The organism is Burkholderia sp. AU17457 (genome assembly GCF_002223255.1).
Lineage (GTDB): Bacteria > Pseudomonadota > Gammaproteobacteria > Burkholderiales > Burkholderiaceae > Burkholderia > Burkholderia sola.
The window spans coordinates 984,077-1,010,164 of record NZ_NKFB01000005.1 but is presented as its reverse complement, the minus strand read 5'-3'; the positions used below and the strand labels follow the sequence as shown (position 1 = coordinate 1,010,164).

The 26,088-nt window shown below is 68.4% G+C and carries 24 protein-coding genes; 14 read left to right on the top strand and 10 right to left on the bottom strand.

Annotated elements, in window-relative coordinates; translation table 11 throughout:
- Positions 1-110: 110 nt before the first annotated feature.
- Together CFB49_RS21790 and CFB49_RS21785 are read right to left on the bottom strand one after the other, a co-directional pair.
- Entirely contained in the window at positions 111-494 is a 384-nt protein-coding gene (locus CFB49_RS21790; RefSeq protein ID WP_089492279.1) for a response regulator transcription factor, read from the bottom strand.
- A 130-nt stretch (positions 495-624) separates the two neighbouring features.
- A complete protein-coding gene (locus tag CFB49_RS21785; protein WP_069616455.1) occupies positions 625-1,293 on the bottom strand; it encodes a response regulator transcription factor in 669 nt (222 codons plus the stop codon).
- Between the two features lie 487 nt (positions 1,294-1,780).
- On the opposite strand from CFB49_RS21785, the gene CFB49_RS21780 reads away from it, so the two are divergent.
- The 3 genes from CFB49_RS21780 to CFB49_RS21770 all read left to right on the top strand — a co-directional run bounded on the left by CFB49_RS21780 (position 1,781) and on the right by CFB49_RS21770 (position 3,284).
- Positions 1,781-2,011 carry a DUF4148 domain-containing protein gene (locus CFB49_RS21780; protein WP_089492278.1) on the top strand — a complete coding sequence of 77 codons (231 nt, stop codon included), beginning with the start codon at positions 1,781-1,783 and terminating at the stop codon, positions 2,009-2,011.
- Between the two features lie 110 nt (positions 2,012-2,121).
- The gene (locus tag CFB49_RS21775) at positions 2,122-2,667 is read left to right on the top strand and encodes an RNA polymerase sigma factor (RefSeq protein WP_089492277.1); all 546 of its coding nucleotides are present in this window, start codon (positions 2,122-2,124) and stop codon (positions 2,665-2,667) included.
- 185 nt (positions 2,668-2,852) lie between these two features.
- A complete protein-coding gene (locus CFB49_RS21770) occupies positions 2,853-3,284 on the top strand; it encodes a universal stress protein (protein ID WP_069616452.1) in 432 nt (143 codons plus the stop codon).
- 23 nt (positions 3,285-3,307) lie between these two features.
- Here CFB49_RS21770 and CFB49_RS21765 read toward each other — a convergent pair whose 3' ends face one another.
- From CFB49_RS21765 to CFB49_RS21755, 3 genes are all read right to left on the bottom strand, one after another.
- Positions 3,308-3,769 carry a DUF3331 domain-containing protein gene (locus tag CFB49_RS21765; RefSeq protein ID WP_249190213.1) on the bottom strand — a complete coding sequence of 154 codons (462 nt, stop codon included), beginning with the start codon at positions 3,767-3,769 and terminating at the stop codon, positions 3,308-3,310.
- A gap of 93 nt (positions 3,770-3,862) precedes the next feature.
- Positions 3,863-4,252, bottom strand: a complete 390-nt coding sequence (locus tag CFB49_RS21760) for a BON domain-containing protein (RefSeq protein WP_069616450.1) — start codon at positions 4,250-4,252, stop codon at positions 3,863-3,865.
- Between the two features lie 326 nt (positions 4,253-4,578).
- Entirely contained in the window at positions 4,579-5,826 is a 1,248-nt protein-coding gene (locus tag CFB49_RS21755; protein WP_249190214.1) for a sensor histidine kinase, read from the bottom strand.
- A gap of 467 nt (positions 5,827-6,293) precedes the next feature.
- On the opposite strand from CFB49_RS21755, the gene CFB49_RS21750 reads away from it, so the two are divergent.
- The 7 genes from CFB49_RS21750 to CFB49_RS21720 all read left to right on the top strand — a co-directional run bounded on the left by CFB49_RS21750 (position 6,294) and on the right by CFB49_RS21720 (position 14,714).
- Positions 6,294-6,971 carry a TetR family transcriptional regulator gene (locus tag CFB49_RS21750; protein ID WP_069616448.1) on the top strand — a complete coding sequence of 226 codons (678 nt, stop codon included), beginning with the start codon at positions 6,294-6,296 and terminating at the stop codon, positions 6,969-6,971.
- A 48-nt stretch (positions 6,972-7,019) separates the two neighbouring features.
- A complete protein-coding gene (locus tag CFB49_RS21745) occupies positions 7,020-7,874 on the top strand; it encodes an FAD binding domain-containing protein (protein ID WP_089492276.1) in 855 nt (284 codons plus the stop codon).
- Positions 7,855-10,677: a molybdopterin-dependent oxidoreductase gene (locus CFB49_RS21740; protein WP_089492275.1), complete on the top strand. Its 2,823-nt coding sequence runs from the start codon at positions 7,855-7,857 to the stop codon at positions 10,675-10,677. Before CFB49_RS21745 ends, CFB49_RS21740 begins: the two co-directional genes overlap by 20 nt.
- 28 nt (positions 10,678-10,705) lie before the next feature.
- Entirely contained in the window at positions 10,706-11,983 is a 1,278-nt protein-coding gene (locus CFB49_RS21735) for an MFS transporter (RefSeq protein ID WP_069616445.1), read from the top strand.
- A 283-nt stretch (positions 11,984-12,266) separates the two neighbouring features.
- Positions 12,267-13,751 (top strand): MocR-like pyridoxine biosynthesis transcription factor PdxR, encoded by a 1,485-nt coding sequence (pdxR, locus tag CFB49_RS21730; RefSeq protein WP_089492274.1) that lies wholly within the window; start codon positions 12,267-12,269, stop codon positions 13,749-13,751.
- Positions 13,752-13,846: 95 nt separating this feature from the next.
- Complete coding sequence (locus CFB49_RS21725) at positions 13,847-14,284, top strand: carboxymuconolactone decarboxylase family protein (RefSeq protein ID WP_089492273.1); 438 nt, start codon at positions 13,847-13,849, stop codon at positions 14,282-14,284.
- A gap of 10 nt (positions 14,285-14,294) precedes the next feature.
- The gene (locus CFB49_RS21720; protein WP_089492272.1) at positions 14,295-14,714 is read left to right on the top strand and encodes a cupin domain-containing protein; all 420 of its coding nucleotides are present in this window, start codon (positions 14,295-14,297) and stop codon (positions 14,712-14,714) included.
- A gap of 108 nt (positions 14,715-14,822) precedes the next feature.
- Here the strand turns inward: CFB49_RS21720 and CFB49_RS21715 are convergent, their stop codons facing one another.
- Both CFB49_RS21715 and CFB49_RS21710 read right to left on the bottom strand, forming a co-directional pair.
- Positions 14,823-16,037, bottom strand: coding sequence for a porin (locus CFB49_RS21715; protein WP_069616442.1), 1,215 nt, complete (start codon positions 16,035-16,037; stop codon positions 14,823-14,825).
- Positions 16,038-16,517: 480 nt separating this feature from the next.
- On the bottom strand, positions 16,518-17,585 hold the full coding sequence (locus CFB49_RS21710; protein ID WP_089492271.1) for a squalene/phytoene synthase family protein: 1,068 nt from the start codon (positions 17,583-17,585) through the stop codon (positions 16,518-16,520).
- A 368-nt stretch (positions 17,586-17,953) separates the two neighbouring features.
- Here CFB49_RS21710 and CFB49_RS21705 point away from each other — a divergent pair, with 368 nt between their 5' ends.
- Positions 17,954-19,096 (top strand): glycerophosphodiester phosphodiesterase, encoded by a 1,143-nt coding sequence (locus CFB49_RS21705; RefSeq protein WP_089436388.1) that lies wholly within the window; start codon positions 17,954-17,956, stop codon positions 19,094-19,096.
- Between the two features lie 70 nt (positions 19,097-19,166).
- Here the strand turns inward: CFB49_RS21705 and CFB49_RS21700 are convergent, their stop codons facing one another.
- Entirely contained in the window at positions 19,167-20,792 is a 1,626-nt protein-coding gene (locus CFB49_RS21700; protein WP_089492270.1) for a rhodanese-related sulfurtransferase, read from the bottom strand.
- A gap of 105 nt (positions 20,793-20,897) precedes the next feature.
- The gene (locus CFB49_RS21695) at positions 20,898-21,464 is read right to left on the bottom strand and encodes a cysteine dioxygenase (RefSeq protein ID WP_069616438.1); all 567 of its coding nucleotides are present in this window, start codon (positions 21,462-21,464) and stop codon (positions 20,898-20,900) included.
- A gap of 17 nt (positions 21,465-21,481) precedes the next feature.
- Between CFB49_RS21695 and CFB49_RS21690 the strand changes: the two genes are divergently transcribed.
- The gene (locus tag CFB49_RS21690; protein ID WP_179234929.1) at positions 21,482-22,456 is read left to right on the top strand and encodes a LysR family transcriptional regulator; all 975 of its coding nucleotides are present in this window, start codon (positions 21,482-21,484) and stop codon (positions 22,454-22,456) included.
- Positions 22,457-22,526: 70 nt separating this feature from the next.
- On the opposite strand, the gene CFB49_RS21685 is transcribed toward CFB49_RS21690, so the two are convergent.
- Positions 22,527-23,870 (bottom strand): acyl-CoA dehydrogenase family protein, encoded by a 1,344-nt coding sequence (locus tag CFB49_RS21685; RefSeq protein WP_089492269.1) that lies wholly within the window; start codon positions 23,868-23,870, stop codon positions 22,527-22,529.
- A gap of 229 nt (positions 23,871-24,099) precedes the next feature.
- Here CFB49_RS21685 and CFB49_RS21680 point away from each other — a divergent pair, with 229 nt between their 5' ends.
- Together CFB49_RS21680 and CFB49_RS21675 are read left to right on the top strand one after the other, a co-directional pair.
- The gene (locus CFB49_RS21680; RefSeq protein ID WP_050010917.1) at positions 24,100-25,185 is read left to right on the top strand and encodes an LLM class flavin-dependent oxidoreductase; all 1,086 of its coding nucleotides are present in this window, start codon (positions 24,100-24,102) and stop codon (positions 25,183-25,185) included.
- Positions 25,186-25,217: 32 nt separating this feature from the next.
- The gene (locus tag CFB49_RS21675; protein ID WP_089492268.1) at positions 25,218-26,057 is read left to right on the top strand and encodes a class II aldolase/adducin family protein; all 840 of its coding nucleotides are present in this window, start codon (positions 25,218-25,220) and stop codon (positions 26,055-26,057) included.
- Positions 26,058-26,088: the final 31 nt, after the last annotated feature.

Sequence of the window (26,088 nt, the reverse complement as noted above, 5' to 3'; positions counted from 1 at the left end):
TACAGGACAGATGAAAACACGCGCATGGGGGCGTGCACCATCAAACGAGCGGCCATTCACCCCCTACGAAGGTTTAGGTTGCCGCCGCGGCAACCGCAACCGCCAGGCGCTCAGCCGCGCCGGAGCGCGCGGGCGAGCCACCCTTCGAGTTCTCGCGCATCGATCGGTTTTTCGAGGAGACACAGCGCGGCGCTCGCGCGCACGCGCTCGCGCTGGCGGACGGTGGCGAACGCCGTGACGAATATGGTCGGAATGCGCGCGCCGGCGGCTTCGATCCGCGACAGCACGTCGATGCCGTCCATCCCGGGCATCTGGATGTCGCAGATCAGGCAGCGCGTGCGCGCCACCCGGTCGGACACGAGGAATGCCGGCGCCGACGCGAACTCGCACGCGTCGCCGCCCAGCGCGCGCACGAAGCTTCTCACGGCGGCGCGCACGAACGGATCGTCGTCGACAATCGCTACGAGATCGGTGACTGAGAGTGAAAGAGGCATCCGCGCTTATGGCCAGGGGAACGAGCAGGCTCGCCCCACATACTGCTACACAAGTCGCCAGCATACCGTCACGCCGCCGAGCCGCCACCATATCTACGTATGGGTCGGCTTGCTCCCGACGGCGCCGCCGCTACCGCGACGGTAATTCGATGCCGAGCGCGGTCATCTTGCGCACCAGTTCCGCGACGGAACGGCACTTCATCTTTCGCATCGCCTGGCCGCGATGGATCTTGGCCGTGATCTCGGCGATGCCCATGTTGCCGGCGACCTGCTTGTTCATCAGGCCCGTCGCGACGTGTTGCAGCACCTCCCGCTCCCGCGGCGTCAGCGATTCCCAGCATTCGCGCAGATCGCGCAGCGACTGGCTGGCCTCCAGCCGTTGCGCGTCGCGATCGAGCGCCGCGACCACCGCATCGATCATTTCCTGATCATGAAACGGCTTCGTCAGGAAATCCATCGCGCCGGCCTTCATCGCCTTCACCGTCATCGCGATGTCGCCGTGCCCGGTCATGAAGATGATCGGCATTTGCGGGCCGCCATTCTCGACCAGCGACTTCTGGAACGCGATCCCGCTCTGCCCGCGCAATCGCACGTCGAGCACGAGGCAAGACGGCCCCGCCCCCTTCGGCGCCGCGAGAAACGCTTCGGTCGACGCAAACGCGCATACCGCCAGATCGATCGAGCGCAACAGGCTGACGAGCGCGGCACGCACGAATTCGTCGTCGTCGACGACGTAGACGACACGGCCGCTCCGATCGTCGGATGAAGTCGCCACGTTCGGCATTCTGATCTCGGGCATTGAAATATTCGCTGATGAATTTGCTGGGATGGCCGCGTGGCGGCGCGAAGGCATCTCGATGCACGCGGTGCGGCCGCCGCTCGAAGCGGGATGCCCCGTTCGCATCGTGCGGCCGGGCACGTTGCCGCGACGCATGCGGACGATGCCCCAACGATCGCCCGCTCTGCCGGCATCAATGAAAACACGCGAACGCTCCGATTATTCCAGTCGCAATTCACCGATGCAACCGCGTGCGCATCGCGCTCGGCCGTCCGTCGGCTGCCCCTACGCGCCGACGCACGCGTCGGTATCCGAATGTATCGGGCTTCGAGGCGGATACATGACATTGCAAAACACCGCGCGCCGGACACATGCGAGATACCTCCCCGGCGCTCAATACACACACGGCGGAACCTGATACGAACACGACGCCGCGGGCCCAGGCAGGCTCCCGACGCCATCAGGTGACGCAAATACGTTCCGATCCATCCTTCTTCAGGAGCCCAGCATGAACACTTCGAAAATCACGCTCGCATTCGCCTCACTCGCGCTGACTGCATCGGCCTACGCGGCGTCCCCGGCGGAAACGGTCGCCGGACATTCCGACGTGCCGGCCGCCAGCCAGTGGGCGCCGCTCGCACCGATGGCGAAGACCCGCTCGGAAGTCCGCCAGGAGCTGGTGGCGGCGCGACAGAACGGCGAGCTCGACGCGCTGAGGAAACTCTATTCCGGGCATTGAACGGCAGCCCTCGTGTCGGGCCCGGCACGGGCGGGACACCTCCCGCGTCCTCGCCAGCGCCCGGGCCGTCACTGCATTTCGTCCCATGCAGGGGGCACGCCCGTCTGCCAATGAAGCCAACCGAATTTTCAACGATGCTTCCCGACATGCTGCCGCGTCTGCGGTCGTTCGCGCTGCGTCTGACCGGGAATCGACACGACGCGGACGAGCTCGTGCAGCGCGCATGCATTCGCGCGCTCGAGCGGGCTCATCAATTGCGGTCCGATACGGCGCCGGTCAGCTGGGTCTTCTCGATCGTTCATTCGATCTGGCTCAACGAGCTGCGGCGACGCAATCGTCGCGACCGCCTGCTGCTCGCGTGCAGCGACGCGCTGCTGGAAACGGTCGCCGATCCGCGCGCAGCGCCGGAGACCACCGTGGCCGTCCGCCAGATCGTCGACGTCGTCGAACGGTTGCCCGAACCGCAGCGCATCGCGTTGCTGCTCGTCAGCGTCGACGGGCTGAGCTACCGGGAAGCCGCGTACACGCTCGACATCCCCATCGGCACCGTCATGAGCCGGATATCGCGTGCGCGCAAGGCGATCCGCATCGCGCTCGGCGGCGACGCGGCGCGCACGTCGCGACACAACTTCACGGGTTCCGCGACCGGCGGCTGATGCCCGTTGCCGCGGGCAGGTCAATCGACGCGGGGGCGCATCGCTCGCGGCGCGTCGCGGCAATGCACGAACGGCGACGGAATAAACGACGTGCGTGGCGTGTTCAGTGTAGGCAATCGCATCCGCCGCGGGGGATGCGACCGGGCGCCTACTACTCGACACGAAATATGTCAGCACTTTCCAGAATGCTACTCGTCTATGACGAAACCGACGAGGCACAGGCCGCGCTCGCGCGATGTGCGGCGCTCTCGCACGCGCTGTCCGCCGCGGTCGACGTCGTGACCGTCGTGGATCCCGTGACCGCGAACGCGCAGACAGCCGGCCTGCTCACCGATCTCGCCCACCATCGCCTCGAGGAATTCGCGCGCGACGCACTTCAGCGCGCGATCGTCACACTCGCGGACGACGGCATCGACGCGCGCGGCTTCGTGCGATTCGGACGCGCGGCCGACGCCGTCGCCGCCCACGCGCTGACCACCCGTCCGGACATGGTCGTCGTCGGACATCGCGCCAGCAGCGGGTTCGCGCGCTGGTGGCGCGTGCGCCCGGTTCACTTCGATCTCGCCGAGCGCCTTCGCGGTGCGGCGCTGATCGTCGTGACGGTCCCGTCCGCCTAGCGCCGCCGCTCGCACCGCGCGCATCACGCGTCCGGCTCGATCGCGTCGGGCACCGATACGCCGGCGCGCGACTGAATGGTTGCCGCGAGAATCATGCGTTGCCGGTTGGCGGGCAGGCAAACGTCGCTCGAGCGCGGACGGAACACGCGATCACCCCGCGCGATCGCGCTTCCCGTCAACGCGCAGACCGCCGGCTCGCGTGCGCGGCTGCGGCACCAGATCTGCTCGGTATACCGTCCCGAACGCGAGTCGCTCCATGAAACGCTGATCATCGACGACGACAGGCACTCGATCACCTCGATCGCGTAAAGCGAGTCTTCACGCGCGAGCGTGTCGTTGTCGTCGCACCGGCGCCGGCCGAAGCGGCGCGACTTGTATCGCGTGCGCTGCGCTTGCCGGCAAACATCGCGTTGCTCCAGCGAAGGATCGAGGACATTGATCAACGTGCGAATCATGATGTCCGCTTCGGGCAGTGTCGCCATCATCGTTTCTCCCATCCGGTCGTGTCGGTCGTGTGAAAGCGGACGCACGCGAGCGCCACGGCGGGGCCATCCGCCTGCGGTGCGTCCGCCGGTCGCTCAGGCGCCGCCTTCCGAGCGCAGCGTGATCCGGCTGTTCACCGACGTGACGCCGCGCACCTTCCGCGCCGCGTCGACCGCCAGACGATCCAGGTCTTCGCTTTCCACCTGGCCCGTCAGCGTCACGCGTCCGGTCGACGCGTTGCCGAACACGACGATCGGCTTCCCTTCAAGCCCCTTCGTATGGGACAGTGCCTTCTGAACCGACCGCGAGAACGTGCGATTGGCCGCACGGACCGCCTTCTTCGACGTGCCGGCCGCCGGCGTCGACGTGAGCGCGGCATCCGCGCCGGCCGTATCGGGTCGTTCGTCCGCGAACGCGCGCAGGTTCATGCCGGCGATCAGGGCGACGGCGAGGCCGCCGGAGGCGACGATGTGTCGGAGTTTCATGATGGGTTCCTTGGGTGTCTGGTATCGGGTCGACAAGCACATGTGTTCCGGCGACCTGCGTCGTCACGATGCGCACGCATCACGTCCGCGCCGCGTCGCGATTCCGACTCGCTGACGGGTCGGTCGAGCCGTCGTCAACGTGAATCGCGTACCGGTGAAGCGAGCATAAGGCGACGCGTCGGCGTGCTCCATAGCATCTGCAGCTAGCCGCATGACGCGTCGGCATGAGTCGCCGCATACGTTCGTATAGGCATCCGGTCTGCTTTGCCCGCGACGTGCGCCGGTCCGCACCGATTCACGCCCCGACACATCGCGCCCGTATCCGCTCACATGGAAGAAACCGGCAGTGTCACCGTGGCGCGCGTACCACCGTGCTCGCGCGGCGCAAGATCCAGCTGACCGTGGTGTGATTCAACGATGGACTTGCAGATGGACAGCCCCATGCCCATTCCGTGCGGCTTGGTGGTGAACAGCGGTTCGAACAGGCGCGCCGCCAGCTGCGGATCGAAGCCGTCGCCGTTGTCGTCGATCCGAATGCGCACGAGGTTCCGATCGGATTCGCATGTCAGGACGATGACACGCCGTCCATCAGGTGTACCAATCATCGATTCCGCGCCGTTCATCAGCAGGCTGATGATGGCCTGCTGCAGCGGCACGCGTTCGCCGCGCATCGGTATCGCGGACGCACATCCGTCGACGCGCAAGTTCACCTTCATCGCGTCCAGCGTGCTTTCGAGTATCTCCGCCGCCTCGCGCAGCACATCGGCAAGGTCGAACACGGCGAGCACGGGCGCCGCGCGCCGTGCCCGGGCGCGCAGCGCACCGATGATGGTCCGCGCACGCACCGTGCACGCACAGATGTGCGCAAGCATCTCGCGAGCGGCTTCGATGTTCGGCGCGCCGCGATCGAGCCATTTCAGCCCGGCACGCGCGGACGTGTCGATCGCCGTGACGGGCTGGGCGACCTCGTGCACGATCGAGGCCGCAAGCTCTCCGTACGCGGTCAGCCGACTGGTGCGGTCCATTTCGGACTGCGTTTCGCGCATCGCGGCTTCGACGCCGGCCAGGCGTGCGCGCTGCGCGCCCAGCTCGTCGCGCAGCCGAAGGTTCTCCAGCACGCATCCTGCATGCGGCGCAATGATCTCGACGAGTGCGGCCTTCGCCGGCGTGAACATGCCCGGCAGGTCGCCATGCTCGAGATACAGTGCGCCGATCAGTTCACCGTTGCACCGTATCGGCACGCAGATCACCGAGCGCGGCTTGCGGCGGCGCACATAGTCGTCAGTTCGCCAATGGTCGGCGGCGCACGCATCGCGCAGCACCAGGCCGTTGCGCAAGTGCACGGCGGCGGCAATGATCGGCACGGGCAGCCGGTCCACCGGCCGCCGCTCGGTGTGCGGTCCGTTCGCGGCCGTCGCGACGGCCGCTGCCTGCCAGCCGCCGTCGCGCAGCACCGCGATCACGCCCCACGTTGCCCCCGCCCCCCGCAGCGCCGACTCGAGCAGGGTCGCGACGCGCGTCGCGGGCGAAGCCTCGTGCGCCATCGCGCGCGAAACGTCGCGCAACACGTGCATGTCGACCGACAGCAGCGATCGTGACATGAGTTCGTCGAAGGCCGGGCCCGCTTCGGCGCCGCCCGGATCGGCGAGCGATTTCCATGGCGTCCGCGCAGCGAGCGTGCTGCAGGCATCGTCGAGTTCGTTGTTCATGGGTCTATCTCCTGCTTGCCGGCATCGGCCTATGCCAACCTGAAATCAACATTTCATGTAGTGAGTACTCCACAAACGAATGGTAGCAGCAGTTTCTCAAAATAAAAATGTGAAGATAGGGTTCACACCTCCTCCATGCGGGCCGATACGTCGATCACGGCACCATCAACCCATTGAATCAATTACCTATTTATGATTTGTTGCGAACCCGGCGAGAGTTCCGTAGAATCCTTAATTCATGTAGCGTTCCCTGTACGAAAGTTCGAGGAATGCCGCTGTTCCAGGTTTCTTTCAGGCGGCAAGACGAGGTTGCCGGTCGCCATAGGAGCGGTATGACTCAAGCAACAAAAGCCAAGACGGTGCGCGGAACCGGTGTCCGGGAGGCAGCGGCACAGGAAACCCGCGACAAGATCCTGCGCGCGGCGACCAAGGTCTTCGCGCGCTACGGCTACGAAGGCGGCAGCGTGGAGCGGATCTCCAGGCTGGCGAAGTCCTATGACCGGATGATCTACTACTACTACGGGAGCAAGGAGGGCCTGTTCGTCGCGGTGCTGGAAGGCATCTATCGGCGGATGGACGAGGCGGAGCTCAAGATGGCGCCCGATCCGTCGAATCCCGTGGAAGCGCTCAAGACCGTGATTCGCTTCAAGCTGGACTACTATTGGCGCAATCCCGATTTCATCACGCTGCTCAACACCGAGAACCTGCACCAGGGCAAGCATTTGGCCAGGCTCGAGCGCCGGGGCGAATATTCGTCGCATGCGGTGCAGAACGTGGCCAGGATTCTCGAAAGCGGCGCCGAACAGGGATTGTTCCGCACGGAACTGAACGCGCGCGACGTTTTCCTGCTGATCATTTCGGCAGCGTATTTTTATACGTCGAACCGCCATACGTTGTCCGCGTTCCTCGGCGAGGAACTGAATGCGCCGGAGGCCGTGCGCCGATGGGAGGCGTTCGTCATCGACAGCGTGCTGCGGGTCGTCCGCAAGGATCCGCCGATCGGCGATTGAGCGTGTGGCGGCACCGATGTCGCCCCTCGTGACCATGACGATGCAGAGATGAACTACGTTCGCGCCCATACCCTCGACGAAGTGCTCGGTGCGCTCGCGGCGCAGCCGCGCCCGCGCATCGTGTGCGGGGCCACCGACGCATTTGCCGATATCGGGCTCGTGCCGGCACGGTCGGCATGGCTGGATATCAGCCGCGTCGACGCGCTGCGCGGCATCGAGCTGAACGACGGCGTCGCCCGTATCGGCGCGGCCGCCACGTGGGACACCATCGCCCGCACGACATGGCTCCCCGTGGCGCTCACGGACGCAGCCGCTTCGATCGCCCCCCGGCAAATCCGCGTCCAGGGCACGATTGGCGGAAACGTGTGCCATGCATCCGCCGTCGCGGACGGCATTCCCGCGCTGCTGGCGCTCGATGCGAGCGTCGAGCTGGCCAGCGTGCGCGGCATGCGCCGCTTGCCGCTGGCCGAATTCCTGCTGGGCAACCACCGGACCGCGCTGGACGCCGACGAATTGCTGGTGGCGCTGCTGTTTGCGCGCCCCCGCGCGCACGCGCGTACGTCGTTCATCAAGTGCACGAATCGCGACGGCGCGGCGATCGCCGTGGTGTCGGCCGCCGCGCAGTTGCGCGTGGGCGCCGCAGGGGCGATCGAGGCGGCCGCCGTTGCCGTCGGCGGCGCCTCCGCCGTTGCGCGCCGGATGCAGGTGCTCGAGAATGCACTGACGGGCCGACGGCGTGACGAACTGGCCGGCGTGCTTGCAACGTCGCCGCTGGACGAGCTGTCTCCGGCCGACGACTGCCGGGCGACCGCACTGCATCGCCTTCATCTCGCGCGGCTGGCAATCACGCGCGCTTTCACATGCTGCATCGAGGAGAACGCACGTGGCGCATCCCCGGCCTGACCCGCTTGCCGACGTTCGCGAGACCATCGCGGGCGACGGCCCCGCGATTTCGCCGGAACCGGACTGGTTCGACTTCAACGGCACGCGGCGGCGCCTGCCGGCGGACCGCTCGCAGCGCCTCGTCGACCATCTGCGCGCGGACTTGCGCCAGTTCGGCACCAAGGAAGGCTGCCGCCAGGGCGATTGCGGCAGCTGCACGGTGATCGTCGACGGCGACGCACGCTATGCGTGCCTGATCCCGGTCGGGCAGATCGCGGGGCGTCGTGTCGTCACCGTCGAAGGCCTTGCCGGCGGCACGCGATGCGGCGGCCGCCTGCAGCAGGCGTTTCTCGCCCACCAGGCGGTGCAATGCGGTTTCTGCACGCCCGGCATGCTCACCGCGGCGGCGGCGGCCATCGACGCCGGCGAGGTAAGCGACCGCGCCGGTGCGCGGGCCGCGATCGACGGCGTGCTGTGTCGCTGCACCGGCTATCAGAAGATCGTCGACGCGGTGACCGAGGTCGGATGCGGCGCCATCGCGCGGTGCCGCACGCCCGCGCCGTCCGACGGGCCGTCCGTCGGCGTCCCGCTCACGCGTCTCGACGGCCCCGAAAAAGTCGACGGCAGCCAGCGATTCGGCGCCGACGACTACCCGGCCGACAGCCTGTTCGTGCGCGCGGTGCGTTGCCCGCATCACCGCGCACGTTTCGCGTTCGGCGACCTCGCCGCCTTCGTCGACGCGCATCCGGGCGTGCATCGCGTTCTCACCCACGCCGATGTGCCGGGCATGAACCTGCACGGCGTCGCGACGCCGTACGCGGACCAGCCGGTCCTTCCGGATACCGAAACACGCCACCATCTCGAGGCGGTCGCGCTGGTGGTCGGCGAGCGCGCCTCGATCGCGGCGCTCGACCTCGACCGCTTTCCGGTGCAGTGGACGCCGCTGACGCCGGTTCTCGCGATCGCCGACGCCGTGCTGGACGACAGTCCGCAGTTGCACGCCGATCGCCCCGGCAACGTGCTGATCGAGGGCGTCGTGCGCCGCGGCGACCCGGAGCGCGCGATACAGGATGCCCGTCACGTCGTCAGCGCAACGTTCCAGTCCAGTTTCGTCGAGCACGCGTACCTCGAGCCGGAGGCCGGCTGGGCGCGACGCGTGGGCAACGTGATCGAAATCCATTCGTCGACGCAGGCGCCGCACCCGCATCGCGCCGACCTCGCGCGCATTCTCGGCGTTGCGCCGGAACAGGTGCGCGTCGTCGCGACCGCGGTCGGCGGCGGCTTCGGCGGCAAGCTCGACATGACGGTCCAGCCGCTGCTCGCGATCGCGGCCTGGCATCTCGACCGGCCCGTCGCGATGGCGTTCTCGCGCGAGGAGTCGATGGCCACGTCGACCAAGCGCCATCCGGGCCGCATGACGTCCAGCATGGCCGCCGATGCCGATGGCCGGCTGCGCGCGGTGACGTTCGAAGGCGACTACAACACCGGCGCGTTCGCGTCCTGGGGGACGGCCGTCGCGAATCGCGTACCGGTGCATGCGGGCGGCCCGTACGTGATTCCGCACTACGCGGCGCACACGCGGGCGATTCATACGCACGTGACGCCGGCCGGCGCCTTCCGCGGCTTCGGCGTGCCGCAGACGACGATGTCGCAGGAACAGCTGATCGACGAGCTGGCGTTCGCGGCCGGCATCGATCCGCTCGAGTTCCGCGCGCTGAATGCGTTGCGCCCCGGCGATACGCTGCCGACCGGGCAAGTGCTCGACGACAGCGTCGGCCTCGTCGCATGCCTCGATGCGCTGCGTCCCGCGTGGCGTGACGCGCATGCGCGGATCGCGACGCTGAATGCGGCGTCGCCCGGCCACATTCGCCATGGCGTCGGCGTCGCGGCGTTCTTTTACGGCTGCGGCAACACCGCATTGCCGAACCCGTCGACCGTCCGCTTCGGCATCCGGCGCGACGGCACGATCGTGCTGCACCAGGGTGCGGTGGATGCCGGCCAGGGCGCGAACACGGTCATTCCGCAAATCGCGGCCGACGCGCTGGGCGTACCGGTCGACCGGCTGCGATTCGTCGGCCCGGATACCGCGCTGTCGCCGGATTGCGGCCGCACGTCGGCGTCGCGACAGACCTTCATCACCGGTCGCGCGGCGTTCCTTGCCGGCACGGCGCTGCGCCACCGGCTGCTCGCGTTCGCCGGCGCGGCGTCCGATGCGCGGATTTCGTCCGATGCGCGCGGCATCGCCGTCGACGGCCATCCGGTCGATCTGCGGACGCTGCCCGTCGATGCGCACGGCTACGTAATCGCGGCCGAGGAGCGCTTCGATCCGCCGACCACGTCGCTCGATGCGTCGGGGCAAGGCACGCCTTATGCAACCTACGCGTTCGGCGCGCAGATGGCGGAGGTCGCGGTGGACTGCGAAAGCGGGCGCGTGCGGGTACTCAAGGTCGTGGCCGCGCACGACGTCGGCAGGATGGTCAATCCGACGCTGCTCGAAGGACAGGTCGAAGGCGCCGTCGCGCAAGGCGTCGGCATGGCGCTGATGGAGAAGTATCACCCCGGCCGATACAACAATCTGCACGACTACGTGATTCCGACCGTGCACGACATGCCCGACGTGCAGTCGATCTTCATCGAGGCGCCGACCGCCGTCGGACCGTACGGAGCGAAAGGCATCGGCGAGCCGGCGCTCGTGCCGACGGCCGCGGCCATCCTGAACGCGATCCATCACGCGACCGGCGTGCGCATCCGCGAAGCGCCGGCCACGCCGGACGTCGTGCGGCGCGCACTCGCGACCGGCAAACGGCCTTCCGCGCTTCGATAGCGCCATTCCTACTTCGCGAACAACAACAATGACGACGACGAGAGATGCCGACGAAGCCACACTGCGAATCGCGCCGCGCGCGTCGTGGTACGCCGAACTCGATTCCGCGGGCAAACGCGCGTTCAAGGCAGCGTTCGCCGGCTGGGCGACCGATGCGTTCGACTTCATGGTGTTCAGCTTCGTGCTGGCTTCGCTGATCGACCTGTGGGGACTCGATCGCGGCAAGGCCGGCCTGTTGAGCACCGTGACGCTGATTTTCTCGTCCGTGGGCGGCTGGATCGCGGGCATCCTCGCGGATCGATACGGACGGGTCAAGGTATTGCAGGGGACGATCCTGTGGTTCTCCGTCTGCACGCTGGCAATCGGTTTCGCGCAGAACTTCGAGCAGATCTTCGTGCTGCGCGCGCTGCAAGGGCTCGGCTTCGGCGGCGAATGGGCCGTCGGCGCCGTGCTGATCGGCGAAATCGTCGCACCCGCCCATCGCGGCAAGGCGGTCGGCCTCGTGCAGAGCGGCTGGGCCATCGGCTGGGGCGGCGCGGCGATCCTCTACAGCATCGCGTTTTCGGTCCTTCCCGAGTCGCTGGCGTGGCGCAGCCTGTTCTGGGTGGGTATCGTGCCCGCCCTGCTCGTCCTGTACGTACGCAAGCACGTGCCCGAACCGGAGGTGTTCGTGCAGGCGGACGCCGCCCGCAAACAAGGCGCAGGCCAGCCGTCGGTGTGGGCGATCTTCTCGCGCGCGCACGCACGGCGCACGGTGCTGGCCGCGCTGCTCTGCACCGGCATCCAGGGCGGCTTCTATGCGATGTCGACGTGGCTGCCGGCTTTTCTCAAGATCGAGCGGCACCTGTCGGTGCTCGATACGGGCGCCTATCTGTTCGTGATCATCGTCGGGTCGTTTTGCGGCTATGTCGTCGGCGCGTATCTTTCCGACTGGTGGGGGCGCCGGCGCAACTTCATGCTGTTCTCCGCGCTCTCTCTCGTGTCGGTGTGCGCGTACCTGACCGTCCCGCTCTCGAATGCACAGATGCTGTGGCTCGGATTTCCGCTCGGCTTTTCCTCATGCGGCATCTTCAGCGGAGTCGGTGCGTACCTGACGGAACTGTATCCATCGACTTTCCGCGCCAATGCGCAAAGCTTCACCTACAACTTCGGACGCGGCATCGGCGCGCTGTTCCCGAGCCTCGTCGGGATGCTGAGCCATTCGCTCGGCCTCGCGCTGGCCATCGCGATCTTTTCCGGCGCAGCCTATGGCGTGGTGCTGCTCGCCGTCCTGCTGCTGCCGGAGACGAAGGCGAGGTCGCTTTGAATGCCGGATCGCGCAGCGCAATCTCGATGTGTTGATTCGCACCGACGTGTGGCCGGGTGACGCACGGCGTCCCGCCCTCGACCGCCCACCGGCCGAACAACCCGACAACACCGCAGCAGTTCGCCTTCGGACAGCACGGCCCCCTCCGTGGTGAGCGCGTCATGGATCGCAAGGCACCGACGGACGATGGCGACCGCGCCAGCCTGCCGCGAACGGCCGCCGCCCGGTCGACTTCCGGTATGCTGATCAAGGCGAAATCCCGGGAATCAAGGTAACCACTGCGATGGACATCGCGATCCGCATCGAAGGCCGTCACGACCTGACGGGGCAAATTTTCCGGCAACTGCGCACGGCGATCGTCGACGGGCGTCTCGAAGGCGGCGCGCGGCTGCCGTCGACGCGCGATCTCGCGAAACAGCTCGGCGTGTCGCGCAAGACGACGCTCGACGCGTTCGAGCGCCTCGTCGCCGAGGGTTACCTGACGACGCGCGCGGGCGACGGCACGTTCGTCGCCGGCGGCCTCGCGCGCGTGCCGCATGCCGCGGCGACGTCGGCGCCGTCGATCGTCGACGACATGCCGCGCATCGACGCGGTCGATGCACGCGCGCTGTGGAACGACCTGCCCGACGCACTCGCGATGCCCGCGCCGCAGGACTCCCCCGGCTTCGACTTTCGCGGCGGCGTAACCGACAAGGCACTCTTCCCGTTCGACGCCTGGCGGCGCTGCCTGCATCACGCGCTGCGCCAGCAGGCACGCGGGCCCGGCCAGTACCACGACCCGGCCGGCGATCCGCAGTTGCGCGGCGCGATCGCGCGCTACGTCGGATTCAGCCGCGCGGTCGCCTGCAGTTGGGACGACGTGCTCGTCACGCAAGGCGCGCAGCAGGCGCTCGACCTGCTCGCGCGCGTCGTCGTCCGGCCGGGCGACGTCGTCGCGGTCGAGGATCCCGGCTATCCGCCCGCGCGCGCCGCATTCGCGTCGCTCGGCGCGACGGTGATCGGCGTGCCGGTCGACGCGCAGGGCCTCGTCACGGAACGGCTGCCGGACGACGCGCGGCTCGTCTACGTGACCCCGTCGCACCAGTTCCCGCTCGGCATGCCGATGACGCTCGATCGCCGCGTCGCGCTGCTCGAATGGGCACAGCGCCGCCGCGCGGTGATCATCGAGGACGACTACGACGGCGAATTCCGCTTCGAGGGCCGGCCGGTCGAATCGCTGAAGAGCCTGGACCGCACGGGCCTCGTTGCGTACGTCGGCACGTTCTCGAAGACGATCTTCCCCGAGCTGCGGATCGGCTACGCGATTCCGCCGCGCGCGCTGCGCGGCGCGCTGGCCAAGGCGAAGCAGATCGTCGACTGGCACACGTGCACGCTGACGCAGGCAGCGCTCGCGCGCTTCATGCTCGAAGGCGATTTCGCGCGGCACCTGAAGCGCGTGCAGAAGCACTACGACGCGCGTCGCAAGATGCTGGTCGCGCACCTGCGCGGCGGACTCGCGCCGTGGTTCGACGCGATCGTGCCGACCGCCGGCATCCATCTCGCCGCGCACCTGAAACCGGGGCTCGACGAAGCGGCGCTGGTCCGCGCGGCGCGCGCGCAGGACATCGGCCTGTACGGGATCTCCGCGTTCCACGTGGGCGTGCCGGTGCGCCCGGGGCTGCTGTTCGGCTATGGCGGGATCGACGCGCTGCGCATCGACACGGCGCTCGCGAAGCTGGCCGGCTTGCTGGAGGCCGGCATCGTAGACGGGTCGCCACTGGTTACCTGAATTTGCACGAAATTGGCTATTCAAGAAGGCCAATGCGGTGCTTAAAGTGGGTCCTGTCGCGCCACCCCGGCGCACCCAACCGAAGAGGACCTGCCATGCAACCGCGCCTGAACTTCTATGCCGCCAGCCCGAATGCGATCAAGGTGATGCGCAACGCCGAGGAATTCCTCGCGAAGAGCTCGATCGAGAAGCCGCTCGCCGAGCTCGTCCGCCTGCGCGCGTCGCAGATCAACGGCTGCGCGTTCTGCGTCGACATGCACACGTCCGACGCGCGCAAGGGTGGCGAAACCGACCGCCGTCTCGCGACCGTCGTCACGTGGCGCGAAACGCCGTTCTTCACCGAGCGCGAACGCGCGGCGCTGGAATGGACCGAGGCGCTGACGCTGGTGGCCAGCAACCACGTGCCCGACGCCGTATGGGAAGCCGTGAAGCCGCACTTCACCGACGAGGAACTGTTCGACCTGTCGATGCTGATCGCGACGATCAACTCGTGGAACCGCTTCGCGATCGCGTTCCGCAAGATGCCCGAGTAAGGAGCCGACGATGATCCGTTCCCCGCTCCATCGCGTCGCGCTGTGCGCCGGGCTCGTGCTCGCCGCGGCGCTGCCGGCCGCCGCTCGCGCGCACGACGCCGGCGACAGCGTGCACGCGATCATGCAGCAGGCCGTGCCCGAGGCGCCCGGCAAGCTCGCGGTCGTCGCGACGGTCGACTATGCGCCCGGTCAGGTGTCCGAACCGCACAAGCACCTCGGCTCGGTGTTCGCCGTCGTGTCGAAAGGCGAAGTGCTGTCGCAGGTAAACGACGGACCGCTGCGCCGCTATCGGGCCGGCGAAGGCTGGTACGAGCCGCCCGGCTCGCGCCATCCGGTATCGCGCAACGCGAGCGCGACCGAGCCCGCGCAACTCGTCGTGTTCGGGTTGACGGGCGAGCATCAGCCGCTGAAGTCGCCGATCGATCAGTGATCCGATGAGACGGATCGCGTATCGGCTCGCGACGTAAACGAAAAAACCGGCCCGAAGGCCGGTTTTTCATCCCGCATGCCGTGAGCGGCGCTCGCGCGCCGCGCGACATCAGAAGCGGTGGATCAGGCCGACGCCGACGCCGATCTGGTTCTGCTTCGAACCTGCGCCCACGCCGTCGCCGATCGAGGTCGTTGCCGCGATGACCGCCGCGCCGTTGAGCGTGTTGCCGCTCGCGTGCTGGTACGCCTCAACTGCGTACAGGCCCGTGCGCTTCGACAGGCTGTAGTACTGCGACAGCGTGACCTGGTGGTACTTGGCCGAGCTCGAGATGCCGTTCGACTCGGTCGCACGCGTGTACGAGTAGCCTGCGGCGAAGTCCCACTGAGCCGATGCCTTCCAGTGCAGCACGGCGCCTGCCGTGTTGAAGATCGCCGTGTTGCGGAACGACGAACCCACGCCCGGGATGTACTGGACGTTCGAGTACGACGCCGAAATATCCCACGACGGCGTGAACTGGTAACCGGCCGTCACGGCGACGCGTTGTTGCGACTGTGCCGTCTTGTAGCCGTTGTTGATCGACGACACGGCCTGTTCCGCACCGTTGCCGCTCGTGTCCAGACCGTTCTGCGCGGTCGAGTTCGCACCCCACACACCGCCGCCGAGCGTCGAGTTGTTGATCTTCTGGTAGCCGACCGCGATGCCTGCCGGGCCGTTCAGGTACTGGATCGCCGCGCTCCACGTCGAGCCGCGGTTCGTCGCGCCTGCGACGCCGCCGAACGAGTACGAACCGCCGACCGTGAAGCCGTAGAACTTCGGCGACATGTAGACGAGCGAGTTGTTCGCGCGGTAGCTGGTATCCAGCGAATCGATATCGCCCGGGTGCGCGCCGTAGTAGCCGGTCAGCCAGGTCGTCGGGCTGTACGGCGACAGCAGCGTGTAGTACGCGGTGTACTGGCGGCCGGCCGTCAGCGTACCGTACGTCGGGTTCGTCATACCAACCCATGCCTGACGCGTGAAGATGCCGCCCGTCCACTGCGACGAGCCGTTAGCCGTGTTGACGCCGGCTTCCAACTGGAAAATCGCCTTCGTGCCGCCGCCGAGGTCTTCGCTGCCCTTCAGGCCGAAGCGGCTGCCTGCCCACACGCCGGTGGACATCTGCACCTTCGAGTGACCACCCGTGGTCGCGCCGGTTGCCGACGAATTGTTCTGCCAGGCGATACCGTTGTCGACGATACCGTACAGCGTCACGCTGCTCTGGGCGTGGGCGGCGGTAGCGGCTGCGAGACCGACTGCCGTCATGGCGAAAGCGACGCGCTTTTTCATTGATTCTCCGTCCTCAAAGAATGTTTCTTTTCTGGTGTGGTTTTATGACCGACACATGTGCGAGTACATGCCGACGCGATTCTGACGGATTACCGATTGTTTCCCAACATGTGCAGTCGGTCATCGTATGATCGACGCAACGCAGCGGTTCACCAAACGGTTACAAGACAGCCCCAAACGCTTGCTCAGCGGGTGTTTCCGGCATTTCCCGGTGAAAACCCTAGCTTTACATTTTTACGGGTGCAACACGACCGTCCGATGTCGTCAGACGCCTTCGGCGACAAAACGTCTTACCAATGCGCGATCGAAGCTGACGCCGCGATTCACGCCGCCGCGCAGGATCGCTGACGTTCGTGACACCCACATTTCGAGACACGAAATCATGAAAACGTTTTTAGTCGACGTGCCGGGAACCGGACGGGTACGGTCCGGCGAACGCGGACCGGGAGGCGATGCCGGCGCGTGTCGCGCCGGCGATCTTCAGGACTGCGTGGCGGGGCGCGCGAGCCGCGCGGACACAGCATCGGCGAGCGCGGTCAGGCGCGTGCGGATCGCCGTGTTCGAACCGACCAGCGCGAGCGACGCCGCCATGATCCGGTAGATACGTTTTCTCGGCACCTTGGCCGGCTTCGCCGGATCGAGCCACGCCGCGTGGCCGGCCAGCAGCTCGAGCGTTTCGAGGCCGATCATGATCGGCCACAGGCACGCGAGCCGCAGCCGCACGAAACGGCGCGGGATCGCGAGCGTATACAGGCAGGCGTCGCGATACTGGTCGAGCGCGACGCGCAGCAGGTCGACCAGCACGCCGCGCGCGCGCGCCGAACCCTCGGGCCGCATCAGGTCGGCCACCACGAGCCCGTGCGCGCGCAGCACGTCGTCGGGCAGATAGCAGCGGCCGATGCGCAGGTCCTTCGCGCAGTCGCGCAGGATGTTGGTCATCTGCAGCGCCTTGCCGAAACGGATACCCTTCTCGCGCATGTCCGCCAGATCCCAGCCGCGCGCGGCGCGCGTGTGCATCCCCGTCATGTCGGTCCAGAATTCGCCGACGCAGCCGGCGACGAGGTACGTGTAGCGGTCGAGCACGTCGCGCGTCGGCAGCGATGCGACCTGCCCCGACTGCTCGTCCGGAAACGTGCGCAGGTCGAATTCCATCCCCGCCGTGAGCGTCGCGACGACCTTGCGGATCGACGCGCGATCGGCCTCCGGCTGCGCGCGCAGCAGCGCGAGCATCGGCTCCATCGAGCCGAGCAGCAGGTGTTCGTGCGAATCGGTCTGCATCCGCGTCACGTCGTCGAGCGAGCGCGACAGCGCCGCGCCGTCGCCGAGCCGCTCGATGTCGTCGCGCAGGTCGGTCAGCAGCGCCGCGCGTCGGTCGGGCGCGACGAGCGCCGTGTCGGCGATCGTGTCCGCCGCGCGCGCCAGCAAATACGCGAGGCCGACCGGGTCGCGCATGCCGTCGGGCAGCACGCGCAGCGTCAGGTAGAAGGAGCGGGAAACGTTCTTCAGCAGCTCGCCGAGCAGATAGGCGGGATCGGTATGGGTCGTCATGGGTCGGGAAAAATCGGCCGGCGCGGGCCCCGGACGCCACGGGCGCCGGGCGCCCGCGCCGGCCCGCGAGTCGCCGCATCGTCGCGCCAGCCGGGCGTGGGCCCCGGTGCGGCGATGCAAAATTCCCGCAAGTTTAGTGCATCCGGCGCGCGGGTTCGCTGTGACGGCCGGAATGCGGTGCGCGCCCGCCTGCCGTCACGCGCGCTGCCGTGCATGTCGCCGCCCCACAACGAAACGGAAAGGTCTACGTAATACATATGTAATCATTCGATGCGACGATCGCGCACCGTTCGACTCCGCAGCCCGGCGCCCTGCCGGGCCGTCGGCGCGAGCACCCTTTCCCGACTCCGTTTCGAAGGTTCATCGACATGCTCCTCAAGCGCCCGACCTCCCTGCGCTACGTCCCGTTCGCCTGTGCCGCCGCGTTCCTGCTCGCCGCGTGCGGCGGCGACGATCTGACGCGCGATCCCACGCAGCCGATTTCCGCGAAGGTCCAGGTGGTCGGCCATCGCGGCGCGAGCGCGCTGCGCCCCGAACACACGCTCGCGTCGTACCGCAAGGCGATCGAGGACGGCGCCGACGTGATCGAGCCCGACCTCGTGTCGACCCGCGACGGCGTGCTCGTCGCGCGCCACGAGAACGAGATCTCGGGTACGACGAACGTGTCGGCGCTGCCGCAGTTCGCGAGCCGCAAGGCGACCAAGACGATCGACGGCACGCCGTTGACCGGCTGGTTCACCGAGGATTTCACGCTCGCCGAGCTGAAGACGCTGCGGGCGCGCGAGCGCATCCCGCAGGTGCGCCCCGCCAACACCGCGTACAACGACCAGTTCGAGATTCCGACGTTCGACGAGATCGTCGCGCTCGCGAAGCAGATGTCCGCGCAGACCGGCCGCACGATCCACCTGTATCCGGAAACCAAGCATCCGACCTACTTCCAGTCGATCGGCCTGCCGCTCGAGGACCGCCTCGTCGACGCGCTGCTGAAGGACGCGTACACGTCGCGCACGGCAACCGTCTACATCCAGTCGTTCGAGGTCGCGAACCTGAAGACGATCCGCAACCGGATCAAGTCGAGCCAGCCGAACTGGAAGCTCGTGCAACTGATGGACGAAGCCGGTCAGCGCCCGTACGACTTCGTGAAGGCGAACGACACGCGCACCTACGGCGACCTGTCGACGCGCGACGGGATGCGCGAGATCGCGACCTATGCGAACGGCGTCGGACCGTACAAGACGTCGATCATCGCGGTCGCCGCGGACGGCACGCTGCAGCAGCCGACGCCGTACGTGCGCTATGCGCACGAGGCCGGCCTCGTCGTGCATCCGTACACGTTCCGCCCGGAGAACAACTTCCTGCCCGCGTCGCTGAAGGACGGCGGCACGCCGGCCACGCGCAACACGGCCGGCTCGGTGCGCGAGATCCAGGCGTACCTGCGCGCGGGCATCGACGGCTTCTTCACCGACGATCCGGCCGTCGGTCGCACGGCCGTCGATACGTTCAAGCGCTGATACCCGGCGCCGACCCGCATCGCGACCGGGCGCCGCGCACGACGGGCCGCGCCCGGTTGGCCCGCGTCGGTCAGATCGCCTTGAAGTGGTGCGTGCCGTCCCGCTTCAACTGGTCGACCAGTCCGTATTCCCAGTCGAGATACGCCTGCATCGCGGCGGCCGCATTGTCGGTGCCTTCGTACGGGCGCCGGTAGCGGTCGATGCGCGGCGACGCAAGCCGGGTCTCGCCGCGCTCGAGCGGCAGCCCGGCGTCGATCCACGCGGCCGTGCCGCCGGTCAGCACCCGGATCTCGGCCGACGCCGGCAGCAGCGCGCGGGCGTCATCCGCCGCGAACCGCGCGAGCAGGCTCGATCCGCACGTGAACACGTAGCGCTTCGCGGGCGGAATCGCCGCCAGCGCGTCGCGCAACTGCGCGCGCACGGCAAACCACGCGCCCGGGATATGACGCTTCACGTAGTTCGCGCTGGCCGTCACGTCGACGATCGCGAGCTCGCCGGGCGCGGCTTCCTTCAGCCAGCCGGCGAGCGTCGCGGGCGACACGTCGGTCGCGGGCGGCGTCGCGGGCACTTCCCGCGGCGGCTGGCCGCGCTCGGTGAATGCCGCGGTACCGGCCGGCTCGACGACGCGCACGTCCCAGCCCATCTGCGCGAGCCACGATGCGGTCATGTCCGCGCGCACGCCGTCATCGTCGGCCAGCACGATCCGCGCGCCGCGCACGGCCGCGTGATGGTCGGTCTCCTGCACGAGCTGGCCGCCCGGTGTGCTCAGGAAGCCCGGCAGGTGGCCGGCTTCGTATTCCTCCGGCGTACGCACGTCGAAGCGGTACAGCGTGCGGCCCGGTTCGTCGAGCGCCGCGACGTCGGCCAGTGCGATGCGCGGCACGCCGGCGCGCTCGGCCACCGCGCGGGCGGCCCGACGCGCTTCGTCGCGCTGCGTCGCGTCGATTTCGTCCGGAAAGCGGCGCGCCGCGCCGCGCTCGAGCGTCTGGCCGGCCAGCGTCCAGCCGATCGTGCCGTTGCGCAGCGCGGCGACCGGGTTCGGCAGCCCCGCGTTGACGAGCGACTGCGTGCCGATGATGCTGCGCGTGCGGCCCGCGCAGTTGACGATCACCTGCGTCCGCGGATCCGGCGCGAGCGCGCGCACGCGCAGCACGAGCTCCGCGCCCGGCACGCTGATCGACGTCGGGATGTTCATCGTCTGGTATTCGTCGAAGCGGCGCGCGTCGACGATCACGACATCGGCTTTCGCATCGATCAGCGCCTGCACCTGCTGCGCGGACAGCGACGGCGTATGGCGCTCGGCCTCGACCCATTCGCCGAACGACTTGCTCGGCACGTTCACGTCGATGAACAGTTCGCCGCCTGCGGCAACCCAGCCCGCGAGGCCGCCGTCGAGCAGCCGCACGTCGGTGTAGCCGAGCCGCGCGAGCGTCGCGGCCGCGCGCGGCGCGAGATCCTCGCCACCCGCTTCGCCGAACACGACGACCGGCGTGTCGCGGCGCGGAATCCGCGTCCATGCGTCGAGTTCGAGCTTCGACAACGGAAAGTTGGCGGCCCACAGCGGATGGCCCTGTGCGTACGGATCCTCCTCGCGTACGTCGATCAGCGCGATCTCGTCGCGGGCCAACAGGCGCGCGCGTACGTCCTGGTACGACGCGACGGGAAAGCGGGAAGTGGAATCGGCGGATTGCGTCACGATGTCTCGGTGTTGAATGTGTTGAAGTCGGTGAAGAAAGCGGAACGGATCGAGCGTGGCCCTGCCCGCGCGCACCCGCAACGGGCCGCGCGAGCGGGCCGGGCGTCAGGCATTCGAATAGCCGGACACGAACGGCTTCACGGTACCGTCGTCCAGATACACCGCGCGCTCGACCTTGCCGATGTTCGCGCCGTACACGTGGATGCTGATCGATACGCGGTCGGCGAACGCGTTGGTCACGCGATGCACGTCGCCGATGCGCGGCGACACGGCCTCGACCTCGCCCGGCTGCAGCCGCACGGCGTCGCCCGCGGGCACCGGCTTGCCGGCCGCGTCGAACCGGTACGGCTGCGAGAACTCGCCGCCGCGCAGCATCCCGATCAGCCCCCACACCGTGTGGTCGTGGATCGGCGTCGCCTGGCCGGGCCCCCACACGAAGCTGACGACCGAGAAGCGCTCGTCCGGGTCGAGATGCAGCAGGTACTGCCGGTAACGCTCGGGGTCGGGCTGCGCGAACGCATCGGGCAACCAGTCGTCGTGTTCGACGAGCGCGGCGAGCAGCGCGCCGCCCTCGTCGAGAATGCGCGCCTCGTTCGCGCCGGACGCGAGCAGCGCATCCAGACCGTCGACGAACGGACGCAGCGGCGTCTGCTGCAACGAAAGCGTACTCATCGGCCGGCTCCTCGAATATGATGCTGAATATGATGAATCGTCATGATGCACCCGAAAGACCATGCAGAACAAACATGAAAATTAGCGATATCGACGCTTTTGCAGCGGTCGTCCGCTGCCAGACCCTGAGCCAGGCCGCGGCCGAGCTCGGGATGACGCAGCCCGCGATCACGCGGCGCGTCCAGAATCTCGAGGAAGCGCTCGGCGTGACGCTGCTCGACCGCAACACGAAGCCGCCGCGCCCGACCGACATCGGCCGGCAGGTGTTCGAACAGTGTCGCGCGATCCTGCGCGAGGTCGACGCGCTGCGCGAACTGACTGCCGGCGAGCAGCCGCCTGCCGGTGAATTCCGGATCGGGCTCACGCAAGGGCTCGGCGAGCTGATGCTGCCGGCGCTCATCGCGGATCTCGCCGCGCAGTGGCCCGCGCTCGCGACGCAGGTCACGACCGCATGGGGCGGCCTGCTCGTCGAACGTGTCGCCCGCCGCGAACTCGATGCGGCGCTGGTCTTCCTCGCCCGCGAGATGGTGCTGCCGGCGCAGGTCGAGGGTGAGCGGCTGCTGGACACGCGGCTCGTCGCGGTCGGCCGCAAGGGCGACTGGCCGCGCCGCAGCTACCGGCTCGCCGATTGCCACGCGCGCGGCTGGGTGCTCAATCCGGACGGCTGCGGCTTTCGTGCGGGCCTGCGGCGCGCGCTCGACGCGCAGGGCCTGCCGATGCCGGTCACGCTCGATGCATACGGCCGCGACCTGCAACTGCAGAGCGTTGCAAACGGCGTCGGCCTCGGGCTGATGCCGCTGCCGCTCGTCGAAGGCAGCCCGCTGCGCGACGCGCTCGACATCGTGCCGCTCGCCGATTTCAAGCCGCAGATCGACCTGTGGCTGCTGCGCCGACACGATGCGGCGCGCCTCGACGCGCCGCTGGCGGCCGTCGCCGCGCATGCGCGCACGGCGTTCGCGCTGCCCGAGCAATCGCACGACCAGGCCGCTTGACGTAGCCGCGGTGGCTGCGCGGCGCCCGCGTCGCGCAGCGCCGTTTCCGTGCGCGGCAACCCGGCCCGGCTCACGCATCGCGTCGACCGGCTTCGATCCCGTTGCGTGACGTTGCCTCCGCCGCCGCGCTCGTCTGCCCGCGCGTCGCCGCATCGAGCACCGCCCGCCCCGCCGCCGCCGCGATCGCGTCGTCCTGCGGCGTATGCACGCGGCTGCACAGCACGTCGCGATAGTGGCGTTCGAGCGGATTCGCGCGGCTCAACCCGTGATTGCCCGACAGCTTCAGCGCCTGCTCGACCGTCCGGATCGCGTGCTCGGTCACGGTGCGCTTGACGAGGCCGCTGGTCGTCAGCGACGGCGCGTTGCCTGCGTCGGTGCGCGCGATGTGCTCGTCGAGCAGCACGCGATTCGTATGCAGCCAGCCCTCGATTTCGCCGACCGCCTCCTGCACGCGCGGCAGCGTCGCGAGCGGCGCGCCGAGCCCGCTCGGCGCACGCGTCGTCGCGAACTCGATCAGCCAGTCGCGCGATGCGCGCGCCACCGCGTCGTACAGGCTGCCGAGCAGCGCGACCATCCACGCCTGCTGATCGGCCTGCGCGTCGGCATCCGCGTGCGCGGCAGCCGACACGGCCCATGCGTCCGGCGCGCGCACGTCGACCGCGTGATCGGCCGGCAGCGACACGTCGTCGAACACGACCTCGTGGCTGCCCGATGCGCGCAGGCCGAGGTGATTCCAGCTTTCGATCACGCGGATGCGGTCGCCGTCGGTCTCCGGGTCGCGCGGCACGAGAAACACGCCGACACGCGGCGTCGGCTCGTCGGTACGCGCCCACACGGCCAGCCAGCGCAGCGCCGGAATTCCGGTGCTGTAGAGCTTGTGGCCCGACAGCCGCCAGCCGTCGCCATCGCGGCGCGCGACGGTGTCCGGCAGCCCGCCGCGCGACGGCGAACCGAGCGCGGGCTCGACGCGCAGCGCGTTGATCAGCGCGCCGTGCGCGACCGCGCTGTCGAACACCGCGCGCCGCACCTGCGCCGGCCAGCGGTTGTCCGCGCGGCCGAGCGCGCGATGCTGCAGATACGTCATCGTCAACACCAGCGCGGTCGCCGGGTCTGCCCGCGCGACGGCGGCGACGATCCGGCTCGCCCGCGCCAGCGTCGCCCCGGCGCCGCCGTGCTCGCGCGGCACGACCTGCGCGATCAGCCCGGCGCGATGCAGTCGCGCGAAGTTCTCGTGCGGAAAGCGGCCGTCGACGTCGTTGCGGGCCGCATCGGCGGCGAGTTCGGGGGCGAGGCGCTCGAGCAGCGCGGCGACGCGCGCGTCGCTCGTCTCGTCGGCGACGTCAGCCGCGTCGAGCGGCAGAAGGCGCAGCGAAGGGTGCGGTGGCGGCGAGGAAACGGCAAGGCTGGCGGACATCGAAACGGATTCCCTGGGTAGGTCGAACACGACGGCAACAAACAAGGCGCCAACGCGCGCCCGATCATTCACGAGCCCACAGCGTATGCGCAACGCATGCGACCCCAAACCATGCAAATCTGATATTCAAATCGGGATTGATTATTTCCATTCCGCATGATCCCGGCGTTAACCTGCGCTCCATTCCTGCCCGGCCGTACGCCGGGACGTCCCTGCACCGGAGACCCAGATGAGCGTCGAATTCATCGGCATGATCCAGAGCCAGAAACAGTCGGAAATCCACCCGGCGTCCGGCCCCGTCGTCGATCCCGACTATGTGCGCGACTTTGCCCGCGCCCACGAAACCGCCGGCTTCGACCGGATTCTCGTGCCGCATCATTCGACCGGCCCATCGGCGACGCTGACGATCGCGTTCGCGGCAGCCGCGACCGAGCGCATCCATTTCATGCTCGCGCATCGCCCGGGCTTCACCGCGCCGACGCTCGCCGCACGGCAGATCGCGACGCTCGACCAGTTCAGTCGCGGCCGGCTCGCCGTGCACTTCATCTCCGGCGGCTCGGACAGCGAGCAGCAGCGCGACGGCGACTTCCTCGATCACGACGCACGCTACGCACGCACCGACGAATACCTGGGCATCCTGCGGCGGATCTGGACCGAAGCGCAGCCGTTCGATCACGACGGCGCGCATTACCGCTTCAAGCAGGGTTTTTCGGAAGTGAAGCCGGTCCAGCAGCCGCATGTGCCGATCTACTTCGGCGGCGCATCGGAAGCCGCGCTCGCGGTGGCCGGCAAGCATGCGGACGTCTACGCGCTGTGGGGCGAATCGCTCGACCAGGTGCGCGACCTGACGACGCGCGTACGCGCCGAAGCCGCGAAACACGGCCGCCAGGTGCGCTTCTCCGTATCGTTCCGCCCGATCCTCGCGGCGACCGAGGACGAAGCGTGGGCGCGGGCGCACCGCATCCTCGACGAGACGCGCCGGCTGCGCGAAGCGGCCGGGCTCGGCGCCGGCGGCCCGCAGCAGAGCGAAGGCGCGCGCCGCCTGCTCGCCGCGGCCGAGCGCGGCTCGCGCGTCGACAAGCGGCTGTGGACCGAGATCGCGAAGCTCACCGGCGCGCGTTCGAATTCGACGGCGCTCGTCGGCACGCCCGAACAAGTCGCCGACGCGCTGCTCGACTACTACGACCTCGGCGTGACGACGTTCCTGATCCGCGGCTTCGATCCGCTGGAAGACGCGATCGACTACGGCCGCGAACTGATTCCGCGCGTGCGCAGCGCCGTCGCCGCCCGCGACGCGGCGCGCCGCGCCGCCTGAGCCCAACGGAGTCAACGGAGCCATACGCGATCATGTCCGCCGTCCTGTCCTCGCCCAACCGTACCGCATCGGGCCTCGTGCTCGCCGACACCCTGCGCCAGCACTTCTGGTTCGATCCGCCCGCGCCGTGCGTCGACGTCGCCGCCGAGCGCCGCCACCGGCAGGAGCGGCTCGCGGCCGCGTTCCGCCTGTTCGCGCGCTTCGGCTTCGCGGCGGGCCTCGCCGGTCACATCACCGCACGCGATCCGGAGCTGCCCGATCACTTCTGGGTGAACCCGCTCGGTGTCCATTTCTCGCAGATCAAGGTCTCCGACCTGCTGCTCGTCAACGCGCGCGGCGAAACCGCGATCGGCAAACGGCCGCTGAACAAGGCCGCGTTCGCGATCCATGCGGCGATCCACGAAGCCCATCCGCACGTCGTCGCCGCCGCGCACACGCATTCGACCTACGGCAAGGCATGGTCGACGCTCGGCCGCCCGCTCGATCCGCTCACGCAGGACGCGTGCGTGTTCTACGAAGACCACGCGCTGTTCGACGACTTCACGGGGATGGTCGTCGACACGAGCGAAGGCGCACGGATCGCCAATGCACTCGCGAAACCGGACGGCACCACGCACAAGGGCGTGATCCTGAAGAACCACGGGATCCTGACGGCCGGCCCGACGGTCGAGGCCGCCGCATGGTGGTACATCGCGCTCGACAACGTCGCGCACACGCAGTTGCTGGCCGAAGCGGCCGGCACGCCGCAACCGATCGATCACGCGACCGCGCGCCACACGCACGGCCAGATCGGCGGCCCCGACGGCGCGCTGCACGCGTTCGACAGCCTGTTCGCGCGTGTCGTCGCCGACGAACCCGATCTGCTCGACTGATCCGCCCTTCCGCTACACCGGAGACCAGACC